The sequence below is a fragment of the Micromonospora sp. MH99 genome (assembly GCF_021442385.1).
Taxonomy (GTDB): domain Bacteria; phylum Actinomycetota; class Actinomycetes; order Mycobacteriales; family Micromonosporaceae; genus Micromonospora.
Genome location: NZ_MUZA01000006.1, coordinates 132,046 through 149,712, shown reverse-complemented (window position 1 = coordinate 149,712; position 17,667 = coordinate 132,046). Strand labels below are relative to the sequence as shown.

The following is a 17,667-nucleotide window of genomic DNA, read 5'->3' as shown; positions in this document are numbered from 1 at the left end:
GGTGCCGGTCATCTGCGCCTCCCTCGGCTGAGCCCCGCCGTGATCGCGCCCACCAGCAGCAGCGCGGCCCCACCCGCGACCGCGCCGAGCACCCGGTGCTGCCGGCGGACCCGGCGGCGCACCTCGGCGTACGGGGTGGTGGAGAAGGACACCAGCTCGTACTGGGAAACGTACCGGCCGGGCAGTGCCCGTTCCAGGGCGTGCTCCACCCGCCGGCGGGTCTGGAACACCGGCGAGGCGACCTTGTCGCGCATCTCCACGAAGTTGGTAAGCGCCATCTGCGCGATGGCCTCGGCGTTCTCCTGCCGGCGGCGCTGGAACAGCGGCAACGCTGCCGACCACTCGTCGGCACACTCGTCGAGGCAGCGGTCCAGCTCGACGACATCCTCGAAGGCGCAGTTGGCGCCCTGGCCGTAGAACGGCACGATGGCGTGGGCCGCGTCGCCGAGCAGGCCGACACTGCCGTTGACCTGCCAGGGGGTGCTGCGCACCGTGCCGAGCACGCCCACCGGGTTGTGCTGGTAGTCGTCGACCAGGTTCGGGGCGAGCGGGACCACATCCGGGTACTGCTCGGCGAAGTGCGCCCTGATCGCGGCCGGGTTGTCCAGGGCCGCGAAACTGCCGACGCCCTCGTTGGGCCAGAACAGCGTGCAGGTGAAGGAACGGTCCGGGTTCGGCAACGCGATCATCATCGAGGTGCCGCGCGGCCAGATGTGCAGCGCGTCCGGATCCAGGGCGAAGTCGCCGCCGAGCGGCGGAATCGTCAGCTCCTTGTAGCCGTAGTCGAGGAAGTCCACGCTCTCGCGCAGCAGCCCGTACGCCAGCAGTTGTCCGCGTACCGCGGAGCCGGCGCCGTCGGCGCCCAACACGACCGACGCCTTCGCACCGACCGTGCCCTGCGGGGTGTCGAAGCTCAGGGTGCGGTCGGCCGGGTCGAGCCCGACGAGCCGGTGGTCGAAGACGATCCGGACCCCGGGCAGCGCGGCGGCGGCGTCCAGCAGGGCGTTGTTGAGCGCTCCCCGGCTGATCGAGTTGATCGCCCGGTCACCGGCCGCGCTGTACGACTGGAACTGCTGCTCCCCCTCGACCGGGTGGATCATCCGGCCGCGCATCGGCAGCGCGTCGGTCATCACCTGCTCGGCCAGCCCGATCCGGCGCAGCGCGTCCAACCCGCGCTCGGAGAGGGCCAGGTTGATCGAGCGTCCCCGCTCGGCCGCGCCGGCACGCGGGTCCGGCCGACGCTCGTAGAGGGCCACCGGGTAGCCGCGCCGGGCCAGGAAGCAGGCGGCCAGACAGCCGGCCAGGCCGGCGCCGATGATCGCGATCTCGTCGCGCCGGGCGGTCATGGGTTCACCTGCCCCACGGTCGCGGCCAGCGCCGCGGCGGCCCGCCAGCAGTCCAGGTACGTGGAGTAGAGCGGCACCGGGGCGAAGCGGACGATGTCCGGCTCCCGGGCATCGGCGATGACGCCGTGCTCGTGCCGCAGCCGCTTGGTCAGCTCGGCGGCGTTGCCGGCGCCGACGCGTACCGACAGCTGGCAGCCCCGGCGGGCCGGATCACGCGGGGTGACCACGCGCAGCGGCCGGTCGGCGGTGACCTCGTCGAGCAGTGCCTCCAGCCAGCCGGTGAGTCGCAAACTGCGGGCGCGCAACGCCGGCATGCCTACCGTGTCGAACAGCTCCAGCGAGGTACGCACCGGACCCATCGCGAAGATCGGCGGGTTGGAGATCTGCCAGGCCTCCACCGTGGACGGTGGCCGGGACACCGGCGTCATCTCGAACCGGGTGGCCGCCGCGGTGCTCCACCACCCCTCGAAGCGCGGCAGGTCGGGATCGCCGAGGTGCCGCTCGTGCACGAAGACGCCGGCCAGCGCGCCCGGCCCCGAGTTCAGGTACTTGTAGGAGCACCAGGCGGCGAAGTCGACGTCCCAGTCGTGCAGGCGCAGGGGCACGTTGCCCGCCGCGTGGGCCAGGTCCCAGCCGACCACCGCGCCGGCCGCCCGCCCGGCGGCCGTGATCGCCGGGATGTCCAGCAGCTCGCCGGTGAGGTAGTTGACGCCACCCAGCAGCACCAGCGCCACCCGGTCACCCTCGGCGGCCAGGTAGTCGGTGACGTCCTCGGTGCGCATTGCATCCTCGCCGGGACGCGGGCGCAGCCGGACCACCGTGTCGTCCGGGTCCAGCCCGTGGAAGCGGGCCTGGCTGCGCACCGCATAGCTGTCCGAGGGGAACGCGCTGTCCTCGATGACGATGCGGGTGCGCGCGCCGGCCGGGCGGTAGAAGCTGACCATCAGCAGGTGCAGGTTGACCGTGAGCGAGTTCATCACCACGGTCTCCGCGGGGAGGGCGCCGACCAGTCGGGCGGCCGGCGCGGTCAACAGCTCGTGGTACGGCAGCCAGGCGCGCTCGGCCTCCAGGTGCCCCTCGACGCCGAGCCGCCCCCAGGCGTCCAGGTCGGCCAGGAGTTCGTCGCGGGTGGCCCGGGGTTGCAGGCCGAGCGAGTTGCCGGCGAGGTACGCCGACTCGGGGTGGTCGCCGCCGTCGGCGGGCGGCACGTGGAAGAGGTGTCGGTGGCCCGGGTCGGCCTGGTCGAGGCGGTGGGCCTCGCTCTGTGGGGTGTGCATGTCTCGCTCTCCGGTCACATCGCGGTGCGGGCCGACCACAGCTCCGGGAAGACCACCCGGGCCATGCTGCGCTGCAACCACGCCAGCCCGGCGGAGCCGCCGCTGCCGACCTTGGCGCCCATTGTCCGCTGCACCGCCTTGACGTGGTTCCACCGCCAGTCGCCGAACTCCTCGGCGACGCCGCTGAGCGCCTCGCCGAGCAGCCGCAGGTGGTTGTCCGGCCCGCCGTCGGCGTAGATCCGCACCCAGGCCGCCTCGACCGCCGGCTGCGGGTCGTGCTCGACCGCCACGTCCCGGTTCAGCAGGTCGGCGGGGATGTCGAAGCCGCGCCGGGCGAGCAGCGCGACCACGTCGTCCCAGAGGCTCGGCGCGGCCAGCGCGGCGCTGAGCGCGCCATGCACCTCGCTCTGCCGGCGGAACGGCCGGATCAGCGCGGGGTCGCGCAGCCCGAGCAGGAACTCGAGGTGCCGGTACATCGCCGACTGGAAGCCGGAGCCCTCGCCGAGCAGGTTGCGGAACCTGTTGAAGTCGGCCGGGGTCATCCAGCGCAGGCCCTGCCAGGCGGCGTTGAGCCCTTCCAGGTGCAGGGTGGCGCGGCGCAGCGGGGCCAGCGCGTCCCAGATCCGGTCGGCGCGCACCAGACGCTGGGTCTCGCGCAACTCGTGGCAGGTCAGCCCGAAGTACAACTCCATGATCTGACTGACCATGAGGAAGGACATCTCGCCGGGGTCGTCGCTCAGGGGCTGCTGCAACTGGTGCAGGGCGCTGGCCCGCACGTACGCGTCGTAGGGCACCAGCTCGGCGAACTCCAGCGTCGGCTCGCCGCCGTTGCGCGCCGCACGGGCCGCCCGCTGGCGCGGGGTCACCGGTCGTACCGTGGCGACGCGCTTCGGCGCCCGCCGGTCCGTCTGATCCACCAGTCGTCTCCCTTCCCCCGAAGCTGCCGACGTCATGATCTCGCGGTTGGATCGGGCTGCGGAATGCCGCATCAACGGCACTTGCCGGCCTGACTTGACGAACCGAAGGCAGCTGGGCGAATCCAGTTCACGAAAGTAAGGTTCGGGCGTGGACGACATGGACTGGGCGCTGCTGCGCGAGTTGCAGGCCGACGCCCGGCTCTCCTTCAGCGAGTTGTCCCGCCGGGTGCACCTGTCCCCACCAGCGGTGGCCGAGCGGGTCCGCCGGCTGGAGGAAGCCGGGGTGATCACCGGTTACCACGCCCACGTGGACCTGACCCGGGCCGGCCGTACGGTGGTCGCCCTGATCCGGATGTCCTGTTACGGCGCGCGGTGCATCCTGCACGACCCCGACGTGTCCGACTGGCCGGAGATCCTGGAGATCCACCGGATCACCGGTGACGCGTGCAGCATGCTCAAGGTGGCCGCCGGCTCGATCGGAGACTTCGAGCGGGTGATCGACCGCCTGGCCCCGTACGGCCAGCCGTCCAGCACCATGGTCCTGTCCACCCCCCTCCCCTACAACCCCATAACCCCCCAACCCCTCCCCTAAGACCCCCGCCCCGCCCCCGCCTGCGCGATCTTGCACTTCCTGTCGCCGAAGTGCGAGGAATGCCCGCTATGCCGCGACAGTAAGTGCAAGATCGCGGCAGCCCCGGCCCACCCCCGGTCGATCATGGAGTCGTGGTGGGTAGATGAGGGCGATATGCACCTTTTGCGGAGCGCCACAACTCCATGATCGACGCCGGCTGGGGCGGGGCGCGGGGGGCGGGGGTGGGGTTTGTCGGTGGGGTGGGGGGAACTCAGCGCGCGTGCCCAGGGGAGGGTTCCGGCGGTCGTCGCCGGTTGGGGGGAAATCATGCAGGGACTTCGCACGATCAACCGCGCACTCTCGTCCGCACTGACACTGGTGGGGCTCATCGGGGCGTTCGTCCTGTTGTCGGTCGCACCGGCGCGTGCCGGTGAGAACACCTTCGTCGAGGTGACGCCGAACAGCGTCCCGGCGGGCAGCCGCGTCACGATCCGCGCGAGCTGCGACAACAACAACGATCGACAGGCCAACGTGCAATCCGACGCGTTCGGGCACGTGATGCTCCGACCGGACAACGGCTTCCTCAAGGGGGAGGTCACCGTTCCGGGCAACAAGGAACCCGGCGACTACCAGGTCGACCTGCGCTGCCAGAACAACCAGACGGCCCAGACGATGCTGACCGTGCTCAACATGGCCTCGCCCAGCAAGGGACCGGCGACGGGCGGCGGCGGCACGGCGGGCGGCCGGGGCACCGGCTCGGTCCTGGTCCTCGGCGGCGTGGCCCTGGTGGCCGCCGCGGTCGCGCTCGGCATGGCGGGCGGTCGGCGTCGGACCGGAGCCGGCTCCTGAGCCGGAGCTGCCATGACCCGCAGATCCGCGCGTGCGCGGTCGGACCACCGTGCCCGCCTCCGGGCCGCGGCGGCCCTGCGCGCCACCGGACGGCTGGTGGCCCGGGCCTCGGTCCGGCTGCGCCGGGTCGCCGGGCAGGCGGTGTCCGCAAGCGTCGCCACCACTGATCCGGACGCCAGCCCGCTGCCGCCGAGCCGTCCCGTCGGGTCGCCACTGACCCGGCGTCGGCTCGGCACCGGGCCGGGACTGCCGGTCCTGGCCGTGGCCACGCTGATGGTGCTCATCGTGGCGATGCTGGGCATCGAGCAGGTGACCGGGGTCAGTCTGCTGCCGGACCGGATCAGCGCGGGCCTGCGACCGCCGCCGAAGAAGTTCCCGGTGCTGCCGGCCAGCCGCCCGACCGCTCTCTCGATCAGCAAGATCGACCTGCGGGCGCCGCTGCACGACGTGGGCATCGCCCCGGACGGCACCATCGCCGTGCCCGACGTGGGCCGCGCCCAGGAGGCCGGCTGGTACGACCAGGGCCCCACCCCCGGCCAGTACGGGCCGGCGGTGATCGTCGGACACGTGGACACCACGACCGGCCCGGCCGTCTTTCACCAGCTCCGGGAACTGCGCGCGGGAGACCAGATCGAGGTCACCCGCTCCGACGGCCGGGTCGCGGTCTTCGAGGTCGACTCGGTGGAGCGGTTCGACAAGGACCGACTGCCGGTGGACGAGGTGTACGGCGACTTCAGCCGCCCCAGTCTGCGGCTGATCACCTGCGGCGGCCGGTGGGTGGGCGGCGAGCGGGGCTACTCGGACAACCTGGTGGTGTTCGCCTCGCTGGTCAAGGCCCGTGGTGGTTGATCGCCGGCGCCGGCGTCGAGGTACTCGGCGAGCCGGGCGGCCCCGGTGAGCATGGCCCGGCCGCGCTCGGTGAGCCGTCGGCGCCACTGACCGAGCGACGCGGCGAGCGGTTCGGCGCCACCTGCGTCGCGGACCCGACGCAGCACGTCGGCGATGTGGTCGAGCCGGTATCCGCCCCGACGCAGCAGGTGGGCGAGTTGGGCGTCCCGGACGTCGTCGGGCGAGTAGACGCGGTGGCGGGTCACCCGATCGCGCTCCGGGCGCAGAATGCCTGCCGACTCCCACTTGCGCAGGGTCGCGGGTCGTACGCCGAGCCGGTGGGCGAGCACACTGATCGGCACGGCTTTCCGGCCCTGCGGCGCGGGCTCCGACGCGGTGAGGGTCGTGACCGCCGCCTCGACCGCGTCCAGGGTCTCCCGGTCGCGTTGCAGCAGCGCGTGACCGCTGTCGATCGTGCGCAACGCCGTGTCGATCTCACCCCGGTTGACGGCCCGCATGATGTCGCCGCTGGCCGCGTGGCCGTGCCCGACGATGAGCGCGAGGTAGGCGCTCAGTGCGGCGGCGTGCACCTCGGTGAACCGGCGGTACCCGGTCGCGGTGCGCTCGGCGGGTGGCAGCACGCCGTCCCGTTCGTAGTTGCGGACGGCCTGCGCCGACAGCCCGTGCCGGCGCGCGAGGTCGACCGGTCGGCGTACCCCCGGGTTTGAGGGTTTTGTGGTTGTCACCCGCACTCCCTCGCTCTGAAGTCTCCACCGCTGGTGCAACGATACGGTTGATGCAATGACCACTCTTGTTGACCTGCTTGCCGGCTCGCCGGCGCTGCTCGCGCTCGGTGAGCCGACGCACGGTGAATCCGCGTTCCTCCAGATCCGCAACGACGCCTTCCTGACGCTGGCCGAGCACGGGTACCGGTCGATCGCCCTGGAGAGCGACCGGGCCGCGGGACTGCTCGCCGACGCGTTCGTGCAGGGCGCGGCCGTGCCGCTCGACCGCGTGCTCGCCGAGGGTTTCAGCCACGGGTTCGGCGCCCCGCCGGCCAACCGTGACCTGCTGCTGCGGATGCGCGAGTGGAACGACGGACGGCCCGCCGCCGAGCGCCTGAGTTTTCACGGCTTCGACGCCCCGCTGGAGATCGAGGGCGCCCCGAGCCCCCGGCGTCACCTGGTGCGGGTGTGCGAATTCCTCGACCTGGACCGGTCGGCCGAGATCGACGACCTCGTCGGGGACGAGGCCCGCTGGAGCGACACGGCCGCGATCTGGGAGCCGGGCCGCTCGGTCGGACGCTCGTCCGACGCCCAGCGGCTGCGGGTGCTCGCCGACGACCTGCTGACCGAGTTGTACCTGCGGGCACACCTACGGCCCGAGGGCTGGCAGGCAGCCTTCGTCCACGCCACGTCGGCGGTAGCGGTGCTGCGCTACCACGCGGCGGCCGCGGCGCCACTGGTCCAGGAGGAACGCTTCGCCCGCCTGGCCGCCGTCCGGGACGCGCTGATGGCCGAGAACCTGCTCGCGATCCGGGCGGTCGAGGCACACCGTGGACCCACGCTGGTCTTCGCGCACAACACGCACCTCCAGCGCCACCCGAGCACGATGACGATCGGCGCGACAGAGGTGTCGTGGGCCGGGGCCGGCGCGATCGTCGGAGCGTTGCTGGGCGAGCGCTACGCGGTGATCGTCGGCAGCCTCGGCGCGAGCCCCGCGCTCGGCATCGACGTACCCGCCGCGACGACCTACGAGGGCCGGCTCTCACAGAAGCTCACCCTCCCCGGGTACGTGCGGGCGGCCGAGATCGAGCCGGCCGAGCGGAGGACGCACGACTACCGCTACTTTCCGCTGGACCAGGCCGCCATCGACCACGCCGACGCGGTACTGCACATCCCGACCGGCCTCGACGCGACAGTGCTCGCCGACCGGATCAGCGCGCTGCCCGACGTCGAGCAGGTGGTGGCGAGCGAGGAGGACGGCTCACCCGAGGGCGCCTGGGGCGACCGGTTCTTCCACGTCGGCCCGGACCGCCGCCAGCCGTTCGCCACCATCGTCGAGCACGACGTGCCCGGCTTCGACGAAGCCGGGCAGCTGGACCGCCCCGGCGTCTTCCGCCTCAACCTGGACCTGGGCCGGGCCGAGTTCGAGCGGATGTTCGGCTTCCCACCGAAGGCGTTCGAGGAGCACCGGGGGGCCTTCGACTTCGCCCGGCTGGACACTGTCACGCCGCATCCGGGGTACGCGCTGTACGGCTTCGCCAGCATCGTGATGCCGGGGCCGCAGATGCTGCCCGAGATCGACCGCCTACTCGCGATCGCGCACGCCCGGGCGGTGGACCGGCACGAGCGCGCGACCCGTCGAGCGACCGACCAGCGGGACTGAGCCCGACGACGCTCCCGAGCTGGCGGCCGCCGCGGCCCCGGTCGGGCCAGGCGGCCGCCGCCCAGCGCAGGTCGGATCAGGCCAGCGCAGGTCGGATCAGGCCAGCGCAGGTCGGGTCGGGCGGCCGCCTCGGGTCAGCGCAGGAGGTCAGGTCGCGCGGCCGCGTCGGGGCCGCGCAGGTGCGGTCAGGCGGCTGCCTCGGGCTCGCGCAGGTCGAGCCAGTCGGCCCAGCGCGGGTCGGGAGCGCGGTGCCCGAGGACCCGCCAGGCGGTGCCCTTCGGGGCGGCCGGCAATGCGTGCAGCCGCCAGCCCAGCTCGGCCGGGGTCTTGTCGCCCTTGGTGTGGTTGCACCGGGCGCACGCGGCGACCACGTTCTCCCAGGCGTGCCGCCCACCCCGGCTGCGCGGGAAGACGTGGTCGATGGTCTCGGCCGGCCCTCGGCAGTAGGCGCACCGCCAGCCGTCCCGGGCGAAGATCGCTCGCCGGGACAGCCCCACGTGGGTGCGGTAGGGCACCCGGACGAAGCGGGTCAGGCGCACCACCGACGGCACGGGCAGCGCGTCGCGGGCGCTGTGCAGGATGCCGTCGCCATCGGCGACGCAGACGGCCTTGGCGGAGAGGACGAGGATCGCGGCGCGACGCACCGACACGACACACAGGGGCTCGTAGGTGGCGTTGAGGACCAGCGCGCCGGAGCCCACCGTGGGTCGTATGTCAGGCATCGCGCTCACCCTCCCGGTTCAGCGGCTGCTGCGAAACGCCGCCGACCGGGGCCGGGCACGAGGGCCCGCACCGTCGACGCCCGTTCGATCACCGACGTCCGTTGCGCCAATAGTCCCTGATCGGACCCCGGATTGCACGTACTAATCCGGGGTCGGACATGAAGCTCTTTCCCGCACCTGTCACGATGGCCGGTTCGCCCCGGTCCGACCCGCCGCTCGGGCGCATCTCACCCGGCCGGTGGGTCGGCGGCGACCGGTCCGGGGCGTTGCGGTACGAAGACAGGGTGAGTGCCGCCAGCGGAACGCCCCTTGCCCTGCCCGACGCCGTGTCGGTGAACTGTCAGGGCAGCACCTCCTGCGAGTGGATCTACGGGATCACCAGGTCGGAATGGTTCGCGGAGGGCAGCTACTGGATCCTGCTCAAGCCGCTGCGGGTGCTGTTGATACTGGCGCTGGCGATGGTGGCCCGCTGGGCGCTGCACCGGACGATCGACCGACTGGTCCGCACGACCACCGACGGCGCGGTGCCGACCATGCTGCGGCCGCTGCGCGAGCGGGTGCCCACGGCAGCTGTCGACCCGGCCGAGTTCGTGCCCGAGCGCCGCCGGCAACGGGCCGAGGCGATCGGCTCGGTGCTGCGCAGCCTGACCACCGCGTTCGTCTTCGGCATCGCGCTGCTGATGATCCTGCGCGAGTTCAGCTTCGACCTCGCCCCGTTGCTGGCCAGCGCCGGGATCGCCGGCGTTGCCCTGGGCTTCGGCGCGCAGAGCCTGGTCAAGGACCTGATCGCCGGGCTCTTCATGCTCATCGAGGACCAGTACGGCGTGGGCGACAACGTCGACCTGGGCGAGGCGACAGGTGTCGTGGAGTCGGTCGGGCTGCGGGTCACCACGGTCCGGGACGGACGCGGCGTGCTCTGGTACATCCGCAACGGCGAGATCATCCGGGTGGGCAACAAGAGCCAGGGCTGGGCGCTGGTGGTCGTGGACCTGCCGATCGGCTTCAGCGGCACGGAGGAGGCCACCGCCGTGCTGCGGACGGCCGCCGCCTCGGTGGCGCTGGACCCGGAGCTGTCGCCGGAGATCGTGGAGGCCCCGGAGGTGCTGGGCGTCGAGCAGGTGACTGTGGATGGCGCCGTGATCCGTACGGTGGTGAAGACGACTGCCGACGGCCAGTTCGCGGTGAGCCGGGAGCTGCGCCGCAGGCTGGCGGAGGCGCTGGAGAACTCGGGGATCACCGCGCAGATCGCCGCCGCCCGCATCTATCCCGGTCTGTCGAGCCGGCCGTTGCCCGAGGGTGAGACCGGCCAGGGCGGCGCCACCTGACCCCGGCGAGACTGGCCGGCAATACAGGGGTCGCGAGCCGCCCGGCCCCTGGAGTATCGTCCGTTCGTTCAGTCGGGGATGCGACGAACGATCCGTTCGCCCTAGCTAGTTGTCAGACGATCGGGCAGAATCCGGAGCACGCGTTCCCGCCGGAGCGTGGTCACATCCTCGCTGATCCGTAGATCTGACGAGTGTTCCCGGCCCGGCCGCCACGAGCTGTCGTTCTGGGAGCCGATGGAGGCGACGGTGCCTGACGAGCGACCTTCCGCGGAAGGCCCGGCCACTTTTCGCGAAGTGTTCGCCCAGCGCGAGTTCCGCGTTGTCTTCACGGCCGGGGCTCTGTCCTGGGTCGGTGACTACGTCGCCAAGGCCGCCGTCACCCTGCTCGTCTATCAGCAGACCAGATCCGTCGCGCTCTCCGCCGCCGCGTTCGCGGTCAGCTACCTGCCGTGGCTGCTGGGTGGCCCGCTGCTCGCCGCCCTTGCCGAGCGGCACCCGTACCGCCGGGTGATGGTGGCGTGCGACGTGATCCGGATGGCGCTGATGCTGCTCATCGCCGTCCCCAACCTGCCGGTTCCGGCGCTGCTGGTGCTCATCTTCGCCGCCACGTTGGCCAATCCGCCGAGCCAGGCCGCGAAGTCCGCGCTGATGCCGCAGATCCTCGCCGGGGACCGGCTGGTGGTCGGGTTGTCGCTGAACGCCAGCATCGGTCAGGCGGCCCAGGTCGTCGGCTACCTGCTCGGCGCCGCCGTCGCCTCGATCAACCCGACTGTCGCGCTGCTGTTCAACGCGGCCACGTTCGGCCTCTCGGCGCTGCTGGTCCGCGTCGGCGTACGGAACCGGCCGGCGACGATGACCATCGCGCACCGCTCCCACCTGCTTCGGGAGACCGCTCAGGGGTTCCAGATCGTGTTCGGCACCCCGGTGCTGCGGGCCATCGCGGTGCTGGTGTTCAGCGCGCTGCTGTTCTCGATCATCCCGGAGGGGCTGGCCGCCGCCTGGGCCAACAAGGGCTCCCACGGTGGCATGGACGCGGGCACCGCGCAGGCGGTGATCATGGTCGCCAACCCGGTGGGCTACGTCCTGGGTGGGCTGCTGGTGAGCCGGCTGTTCGGCCCGACCCGCCGCCTGAGCCTGATGCGTCCCCTCGCGGTGTTCTCCCCGCTGGTGCTGGTGCCGGCGCTGTTCGATCCGCCACCGCTGGTGGTGGCGTTGCTGGCCGCCCTGTGCGGGTTCGCGGTCGCCGGGATGATGCCGATGGCCAACGGGCTCTTCGTCCAGGCGCTGCCGGACGGGTTCCGGGCCCGCGCGTTCGGTGTGATGGCCACCGGCGTCCAGGTCATCCAGGGTTTCGCGGTGCTGGTCACCGGGCTGCTCGCCGAGCGGTTCTCCATCCCGGTGGTGGTCGGGGTCTGGAGCGCCGCTGGAGTGGTGCTGATGACGATCGTCGCCCTGCGCTGGCCGGACAAGCAGACGGTGGACGACGCCATAGCCAGGGCCGCCGCGGCCAACGCCGACCCGAGCCCCGGTCGGGGCGCCACCGTCGCCGACGGCACGCCGGCCGGCGCCGACCTCCGGCCCGCCGACGGCCACCGCCGGCACGCGGTCACCTGATCCACGGCGTGAGCCGGCGCACGGCCTCCGGGTCGGGTCGGCGGCCGAGGCACCTGGCAGGATGGAACGGTGAACCCCGCAGGTGAATCCGACAGTCCCGAAGCGTCGATGACCCTCTTCGAGGCGGTCGGCGGCGAACCCACCTTCCGCCGGCTGGTGGACGAGTTCTATGTCGGCGTCGCCACCGATCCGCTGCTGCGACCCATGTATCCGGAGGAGGACCTGGGGCCGGCGGCCGACCGGTTGACCCTGTTCCTGATGCAGTACTGGGGCGGGCCGAACACGTACTCCGCACAGCGCGGGCACCCACGGCTGCGCATGCGGCACGCGCCGTTCCGGATCGGCGTGGCCGAGCGGGACGCCTGGCTGCGGCACATGCGCCAGGCGGTCGACCGGCTCGACCTGGAGCCGCAGCTCGCCGTCGCCCTCTGGGACTATCTGGAGCGGGCCGCGTACTTCATGGTCAACGTCATGGAGGACCCGGCCGAGCGCGCCTGACGGCGCGTTCCGGCACGGACGCCGCGGGGCGCCTCAGAGCAGGGCGCCCTCGTCGTGCAGCCAGTCCACGAAGCTGGCGGCCACCGCCGCGCCGCAGTCGAGCATCTCGACCAGCAGAGCGTCGTGGGTGCCGGCGCCCAGCGGCACCTGCAACTCGGCGTAGATCGGCAGCTGCCCGCGCTCGGTCGGGTCGCCGATGTACGCCTTGCAGAAGCGGCGGGTGTGGTTCCACTCGTTGACCACCCGGTAAGCCCGGTCGGCCCAGTCCGGCGGAACCGTGGCGTGCGGGCGGGCCCGCATCACCAGGATCTCGTCCTCGGGGCCTTCGAGGGTCACCAGCACGGCGTGCCGCTCCCACATGGCCAGCAGGTTGCCGTCGCCGTCGGCCAGGTAGCGCACGTCGAGCAGGTCGAGTGCGTCACAGACACGGCGCAGGCTCACCGGCTCGATTGTCGCCGGCATCTCGGTCAGGACGGGACGGTCGCTGCCGGGGCAGTCGTCCCCCGGTTGGCGAGGACTCGGCGGGCCGACCCGGACCGCGCTCTCCACTGTGATCCCGCTTCGGGTTTCCGGATCGCCGCCGTCGGCGGGACCGGGGCGCCATGACCACCACGGCATCGCTCGTCGCACCTCACTCCCCAGCGGATCCAGCCGCCTACGGTGCGTTGGATCCGAGGATGGACGGTACCCGGACAGCCGGGTTGAAGCACCCCCCCAACGACCGCACCGGCCCAGAAGAATGAGCAGGGGTCAGCCGTTCGGACGAGTAGCGAGGGGTGTCACGGCAAGGTCGGTGGCCTTCTGCAACCAGGCCGCTCCGTATGGTCCCACCAGGCCCACCCAACGGCCCGCCACCCGCACCTGGACCTCGGAGCGCCCGCCAGGCCCGGCCGGCTCGTCGACCGCGCCGAGGAAGCCCATCCGGACCAGCCCCTGCACGAGCCGCTGCGACACCTCGACGGCGGGGCCCGGCGGGTCGTCCGGCGTGACCAGCACGGCCACGTGGTCGAGCAGCGCGTCGCGCAGCGCGCGCTGACCCACCGCGCGGCCCGCCACCCCCTGCTCGCTCGCGGTGCGCAGGGTGCCCGCCGCCGCGTCGGCGATCCGCCGCACCTCGACGGCCGGCAGCACCTCCACCGGCTCGCTGCGCGCCGGTGGCAGCGGCCAGCGCCACTGGGCGTCGCGGCGGGCCGGCAGCGTCGCCCCACCGCGTTCCAGTTCGGCCAGCAGGTCGGCGGCGCCCACTGTGACGTCACCGGCGGCCGCACCGGCGACCGTCCGGGACACCAGCACCTGCCAGGGCAGCCGGGCGAACAGCGCGACCCGGCCGGGAGCGCCGGCCGGCCGCAGCCGGACCGGCGCCGTCGGGTCCAGCCGGACCAGCCGGGCCAGGAACGCACCAGCGTCGGCCACGCCGGTCAGGCCGTGCCCGGACGGTGACGCCGCGACCCGGTCCGGGCCGGCGGTGCCCGGCCGAGTCACGCGCCGCCGCCCTGCGGGGCGTACGTGAGCAGGAAGTCCCGCTCCTCGGTGGTGATCCGCCGGGGCACCTGGCGGGTCAGGTCGAACGGCACCAGCACCGAGCGGGCCCGGCTGGCGAGCACGTCGCCGTCGTACAGCTCGTACGCGACGGTGAACCGCGATGCCCTGATCTCCTCCACCCACAGCTCGATGCGGACGGTGGGCGCGGCCTCCGCGGTGGCCCGACCCAGCGCGTAGTCGACCGGGCGCAGGTAGTCGACCTCGTGCCGACGGATCACGACGCCGTCGGCGAACGAGCCCACTCCCCAGGCCCGGCCGCCGGCGAACATCAACGCCACCCGCGCCTCCTCGTAGAGCGTGAGGAAACGCGAGTTGTTGACGTGGCCGTACGCGTCCAGGTCGGACCAGCGCAACGTGCAGTGGTAGACGAACCGGTCGGACATCAGTCGCGGGTCAGCTTGCGGTAGGTCACCCGGTGCGGCCGGGCAGCCTCCGCGCCGAGGCGGTCGATCTTGTTCTTCTCGTACGCCTCGAAGTTGCCCTCGAACCAGAACCACTTGGCCGGGTCCTGGTCGTCGCCCTCCCAGGCCAGGATGTGCGTGGCGACCCGGTCCAGGAACATCCGGTCGTGGGAGATGACCACGGCGCAGCCGGGGAACTCCAGCAGGGCGTTCTCCAGGCTGGAGAGCGTCTCCACGTCCAGGTCGTTGGTCGGCTCGTCGAGCAGGATGACGTTGCCGCCGATCTTCAGGGTCAGCGCCAGGTTGAGCCGGTTGCGCTCGCCGCCGGAGAGCACCTTGGTCGGCTTCTGCTGGTCCGGGCCCTTGAAGCCGAACGCGGCGATGTACGCCCGCGACGGCATCTCGACCTTGCCCACCATCAGGTAGTCCAGCCCGTCGGAGACGACCTCCCAGACGGTCTTGTCGCCGTCGAGGCCCTGCCGGTTCTGGTCGACGTACGACAGTGAGACGGTGGGGCCGACCCGGACCTCGCCGCCGGTCGGCTCCTCGAGCCCGACGATGGTCTTGAACAGCGTGGTCTTGCCGACGCCGTTCGGGCCGATGATGCCGACGATGCCGTTGCGGGGCAGCGAGAACGACAGGTTGTCGATCAGCAGCCGGTCGCCGAAGCCCTTGCTGAGGCCGTTCGCCTCGATGACCGTGCTGCCCAGGCGCGGGCCCGGCGGGATCTGGATCTCCTCGAAGTCCAGCTTGCGGGTCTTCTCCGCCTCGGTGGCCATCTCGTCGTACCGGTCCAGGCGGGCCTTGGACTTGGTCTGGCGGGCCTTGGCGTTGGAGCGGACCCACTCCAGTTCCTCGGTGAGGCGCTTCTTCATCTTGGCGTCGCGGCGACCCTCGACGGCGAGCCGGGCGGCCTTCTTCTCCAGGTAGGTGGAGTAGTTGCCCTCGTACCCGATGGCCCGGCCGCGGTCCAGCTCCAGGATCCAACCGGCGACCTTGTCCAGGAAGTACCGGTCGTGGGTGATCGCCATGACGGTGCCGGCGTACTTCGCCAGGTGCTGCTCCAGCCAGGAGACGCTCTCCGCGTCCAGGTGGTTGGTGGGCTCGTCGAGCAGCAGCAGGTCGGGCGCCTCCAGCAGCAGCTTGCAGAGCGCGACGCGGCGGCGCTCGCCACCGGAGAGCTGGGTCACGTCGGCGTCCGGCGGCGGGCAGCGCAGGGCGTCCATGGCGAGTTCGAGCTTGGAGTCGATGTCCCACGCGTCGGCGTGGTCCAGCTCCTCCTGGAGCCGGCCCATCTCCTCCATCAGCTCGTCGGAGTAGTCGGTAGCCATCTGCTCGGCGATCTTGTTGAACCGCTCCAGCTTGGCCTTGGTCTCGGCCACCGCCTCCTCGACGTTGCCGAGGACGGTCTTGGCGTCGTTGAGCGGGGGTTCCTGGGCGAGCATGCCGACGGTGTAGCCGGGCATCAGCCGGGCCTCGCCGTTGCTCGGCTTGTCCAGCCCTGCCATGATCTTGAGGAGGCTGGACTTACCGGCGCCGTTCGGGCCGACCACACCGATCTTGGCGCCCGGCAGGAAGCTCAGCGTCACGTTGTCGAGCACGACCTTGTCGCCGTGCGCCTTGCGCGCCTTTTCCAGGACGTAGATGTACTGGGCCACGGTGCGGGCTACCTCCGTCGGTTTGCTGTCGCCTGAGTCGGCGGCGCGGCGCGGGCTGGGACCTGCACCCGCCGCCGCCGGCCGGGAGCCGGCCGCGCGCACGCCATCGTCAATCCTGACAGGTACGGCGCGCTTCGCCCACATCACCCCGCCCGAGGAGTACGACGGCGGCGGCTGTCGACAAGATCACCGTTAGGATTCGGCGCTGGCGAGGCGGGTAGGAGACTCCGGCACGGGGCACAAGACGCCGCAGCTACGCTCAGTACGCTCATCGCGGTGGACCCGTCAGCACCCGGAGGTGGCCGATCGTGACCGTCCGTAGCTCCTTTGTCGTAGTGGCGAACCGTCTGCCGGTCGACGAGGTGAGCACACCCGAGGGACGGCAGTGGCGACGCAGCCCCGGCGGGCTGGTGACCGCACTGCATCCCGTGCTCGCCGAACACCAGGGCACCTGGGTCGGCTGGGCCGGCGGCACCGGCGCCGCCCCCGAGCCGTTCGACCTGGAGGGCATCCGGCTGCACCCGGTCCCGCTCAGCGCCGAGGAGTTGGAGCGCTACTACGAGGGCCAGTCGAACGCGACGATCTGGCCGCTCTACCACGACGCGGTGGAGACGCCCGCGTACAAGCGGCGCTGGCGGGAGGCGTACCGCCTGGTCAACGCCCGGTTCGCGGAGGCCGCCGCGGACGTGGCGGCCGAGGGCGCGACGGTCTGGGTGCAGGACTACCAACTTCAGCTGGTCCCGGCGATGCTCCGCGAGCTGCGTCCGGACCTGCGGATCGGTTTCTTCCTGCACATCCCGTTCCCGCCGATCGAGTTGTTCATGCAGATGCCGTTCCGCACCGAGATCCTGCGGGGTCTGCTCGGCGCGGACCTGGTGGGCTTCCAGCAGCGGCTGGCGGCGCAGAACTTCGTTCGGCTGGCCCGGCACCTGCTCGGTCTGCGCTACGAGGGGCAGATGATCCAGGTCGACGGTCGACAGGTGAAGGCCGGCGCCTTCCCGATCTCCATCGACACGCAGGAGATGGAACGGATGGCCGCCGACCCGGCGATCCAGGCGCGAGCCAAGCAGATCCGCGCCGAGCTGGGCGACCCGAAGACGATCATCCTGGGCGTGGACCGGCTGGATTACACCAAGGGCATCGAGTTGCGGCTCAAGGCCTTCCGCGAACTGCTCGCTGACGGAAAGTTGACAGTTCCGGACGCCGTTATGGTGCAGGTGGCCACGCCGAGCCGCGAGCGCGTCGAGCACTACCAGGCACTACGGGTCAAGGTAGAGCGCGAAGTTGGTCGGATTAATGGCGAATTCGGCCGAGTCGGCGTGCCGGCCGTGCATTACCTCCATCAGTCGTACAGTCGCAGTGAACTGGCCGCGATGTACGTTGCTGCGGACGTGATGATGGTGACCCCGCTGCGAGACGGTATGAATCTGGTAGCCAAGGAGTACGTCGCATCACGCGCCGACCAGGGCGGTGCGCTCGTGCTCAGCGAGTTCGCTGGCGCCGCAACGGAGCTGCGCCAGGCTTTCCTGTGTAACCCGCACGACCCGGACGCGGTCAAGGACGCCCTGCTCCGGGCCGTGCACGTGGAGAAAACCGAGGCACGCCGCCGGATGCGGACAATGCAACGTCACCTGCGTACCCACGACGTGGGGCACTGGGCCAAGTCTTTCCTCTCCGAACTCGGAGTTCCCGAGGCGGAGGCCGAGTGAACACGTCCGTCAACGACGGAGC

The 17,667-nt window shown here is 71.7% G+C and carries 17 protein-coding genes; 8 read left to right on the top strand and 9 right to left on the bottom strand.

The genetic code is table 11. The features are described 5' to 3' along the window. Window positions 1-8: 8 nt before the first annotated feature. From B0E54_RS05535 to B0E54_RS05525, 3 genes are read right to left on the bottom strand one after another with little or no spacing between them, the layout of a single operon-like run. Window positions 9-1,346 carry an NAD(P)/FAD-dependent oxidoreductase gene (locus B0E54_RS05535; protein WP_234582149.1) on the bottom strand — a complete coding sequence of 446 codons (1,338 nt, stop codon included), beginning with the start codon at window positions 1,344-1,346 and terminating at the stop codon, window positions 9-11. Then, window positions 1,343-2,623, bottom strand: coding sequence for a kynureninase (kynU, locus tag B0E54_RS05530; RefSeq protein ID WP_234582148.1), 1,281 nt, complete (start codon window positions 2,621-2,623; stop codon window positions 1,343-1,345). The genes B0E54_RS05535 and kynU overlap by 4 nt, the downstream gene beginning before the upstream one ends. 14 nt (window positions 2,624-2,637) lie before the next feature. After that, entirely contained in the window at window positions 2,638-3,540 is a 903-nt protein-coding gene (locus tag B0E54_RS05525; RefSeq protein WP_234582147.1) for a tryptophan 2,3-dioxygenase, read from the bottom strand. A gap of 148 nt (window positions 3,541-3,688) precedes the next feature. Between B0E54_RS05525 and B0E54_RS05520 the strand changes: the two genes are divergently transcribed. The 3 genes from B0E54_RS05520 (at window position 3,689) to B0E54_RS05510 (ending at window position 5,809) form a co-directional block, all read left to right on the top strand. Continuing rightward, window positions 3,689-4,132 (top strand): Lrp/AsnC family transcriptional regulator, encoded by a 444-nt coding sequence (locus B0E54_RS05520; RefSeq protein ID WP_234582146.1) that lies wholly within the window; start codon window positions 3,689-3,691, stop codon window positions 4,130-4,132. A gap of 306 nt (window positions 4,133-4,438) precedes the next feature. Next, complete coding sequence (locus B0E54_RS05515; protein WP_374109245.1) at window positions 4,439-4,960, top strand: hypothetical protein; 522 nt, start codon at window positions 4,439-4,441, stop codon at window positions 4,958-4,960. A 75-nt stretch (window positions 4,961-5,035) separates the two neighbouring features. Then, on the top strand, window positions 5,036-5,809 hold the full coding sequence (locus tag B0E54_RS05510; protein WP_234582174.1) for a class F sortase: 774 nt from the start codon (window positions 5,036-5,038) through the stop codon (window positions 5,807-5,809). Here the strand turns inward: B0E54_RS05510 and B0E54_RS05505 are convergent. Beyond that, a complete protein-coding gene (locus tag B0E54_RS05505; protein ID WP_234582145.1) occupies window positions 5,755-6,534 on the bottom strand; it encodes a TioE family transcriptional regulator in 780 nt (259 codons plus the stop codon). The two genes, B0E54_RS05510 and B0E54_RS05505, sit on opposite strands and share 55 nt — an antisense overlap. 55 nt (window positions 6,535-6,589) lie before the next feature. On the opposite strand from B0E54_RS05505, the gene B0E54_RS05500 reads away from it, so the two are divergent. Further along, window positions 6,590-8,176, top strand: a complete 1,587-nt coding sequence (locus tag B0E54_RS05500; RefSeq protein ID WP_234582144.1) for a DUF6194 family protein — start codon at window positions 6,590-6,592, stop codon at window positions 8,174-8,176. 185 nt (window positions 8,177-8,361) lie between these two features. Here the strand turns inward: B0E54_RS05500 and B0E54_RS05495 are convergent, their stop codons facing one another. Continuing rightward, on the bottom strand, window positions 8,362-8,898 hold the full coding sequence (locus tag B0E54_RS05495; protein ID WP_074313833.1) for an HNH endonuclease: 537 nt from the start codon (window positions 8,896-8,898) through the stop codon (window positions 8,362-8,364). A gap of 266 nt (window positions 8,899-9,164) precedes the next feature. Here B0E54_RS05495 and B0E54_RS05490 point away from each other — a divergent pair, with 266 nt between their 5' ends. The 3 genes from B0E54_RS05490 (at window position 9,165) to B0E54_RS05480 (ending at window position 12,335) form a co-directional block, all read left to right on the top strand. Continuing rightward, on the top strand, window positions 9,165-10,223 hold the full coding sequence (locus B0E54_RS05490; protein ID WP_374109246.1) for a mechanosensitive ion channel family protein: 1,059 nt from the start codon (window positions 9,165-9,167) through the stop codon (window positions 10,221-10,223). A 234-nt stretch (window positions 10,224-10,457) separates the two neighbouring features. Continuing rightward, complete coding sequence (locus tag B0E54_RS05485; protein ID WP_234582142.1) at window positions 10,458-11,837, top strand: MFS transporter; 1,380 nt, start codon at window positions 10,458-10,460, stop codon at window positions 11,835-11,837. Between the two features lie 108 nt (window positions 11,838-11,945). Beyond that, window positions 11,946-12,335, top strand: coding sequence for a globin (locus tag B0E54_RS05480; RefSeq protein ID WP_234582141.1), 390 nt, complete (start codon window positions 11,946-11,948; stop codon window positions 12,333-12,335). Window positions 12,336-12,368: 33 nt separating this feature from the next. On the opposite strand, the gene B0E54_RS05475 is transcribed toward B0E54_RS05480, so the two are convergent. The 4 genes from B0E54_RS05475 to ettA all read right to left on the bottom strand — a co-directional run bounded on the left by B0E54_RS05475 (window position 12,369) and on the right by ettA (window position 15,936). Next, the gene (locus tag B0E54_RS05475; RefSeq protein ID WP_234582140.1) at window positions 12,369-12,953 is read right to left on the bottom strand and encodes a YbjN domain-containing protein; all 585 of its coding nucleotides are present in this window, start codon (window positions 12,951-12,953) and stop codon (window positions 12,369-12,371) included. Between the two features lie 132 nt (window positions 12,954-13,085). Beyond that, a complete protein-coding gene (locus tag B0E54_RS05470; RefSeq protein WP_234582139.1) occupies window positions 13,086-13,817 on the bottom strand; it encodes a hypothetical protein in 732 nt (243 codons plus the stop codon). Next, window positions 13,814-14,260: a thioesterase family protein gene (locus tag B0E54_RS05465; protein WP_234582138.1), complete on the bottom strand. Its 447-nt coding sequence runs from the start codon at window positions 14,258-14,260 to the stop codon at window positions 13,814-13,816. The genes B0E54_RS05470 and B0E54_RS05465 overlap by 4 nt, the downstream gene beginning before the upstream one ends. Continuing rightward, window positions 14,260-15,936, bottom strand: a complete 1,677-nt coding sequence (gene ettA, locus B0E54_RS05460; RefSeq protein ID WP_234582137.1) for an energy-dependent translational throttle protein EttA — start codon at window positions 15,934-15,936, stop codon at window positions 14,260-14,262. Before ettA ends, B0E54_RS05465 begins: the two co-directional genes overlap by 1 nt. Before the next feature lie 308 nt (window positions 15,937-16,244). On the opposite strand from ettA, the gene B0E54_RS05455 reads away from it, so the two are divergent. Beyond that, window positions 16,245-17,645 (top strand): trehalose-6-phosphate synthase, encoded by a 1,401-nt coding sequence (locus B0E54_RS05455; RefSeq protein ID WP_030488230.1) that lies wholly within the window; start codon window positions 16,245-16,247, stop codon window positions 17,643-17,645. Window positions 17,646-17,667: the final 22 nt, after the last annotated feature.

Excerpts from the sequence above, each read along its gene's own strand:
- B0E54_RS05535 (WP_234582149.1), bottom strand. The coding sequence starts at position 1,346 with ATGACCGCCCGGCGCGACGAGATCGCGATCATCGGCGCCGGCCTGGCC.
- B0E54_RS05480 (WP_234582141.1), top strand. The coding sequence starts at position 11,946 with ATGACCCTCTTCGAGGCGGTCGGCGGCGAACCCACCTTCCGCCGGCTG.
- B0E54_RS05515 (WP_374109245.1), top strand. The coding sequence starts at position 4,439 with ATGCAGGGACTTCGCACGATCAACCGCGCACTCTCGTCCGCACTGACA.
- B0E54_RS05475 (WP_234582140.1), bottom strand. The coding sequence starts at position 12,953 with ATGCCGTGGTGGTCATGGCGCCCCGGTCCCGCCGACGGCGGCGATCCG.
- B0E54_RS05485 (WP_234582142.1), top strand. The coding sequence starts at position 10,458 with ATGGAGGCGACGGTGCCTGACGAGCGACCTTCCGCGGAAGGCCCGGCC.
- B0E54_RS05500 (WP_234582144.1), top strand. The coding sequence starts at position 6,590 with ATGACCACTCTTGTTGACCTGCTTGCCGGCTCGCCGGCGCTGCTCGCG.
- B0E54_RS05495 (WP_074313833.1), bottom strand. The coding sequence starts at position 8,898 with ATGCCTGACATACGACCCACGGTGGGCTCCGGCGCGCTGGTCCTCAAC.
- kynU (WP_234582148.1), bottom strand. The coding sequence starts at position 2,623 with ATGCACACCCCACAGAGCGAGGCCCACCGCCTCGACCAGGCCGACCCG.
- B0E54_RS05465 (WP_234582138.1), bottom strand. The coding sequence starts at position 14,260 with ATGTCCGACCGGTTCGTCTACCACTGCACGTTGCGCTGGTCCGACCTG.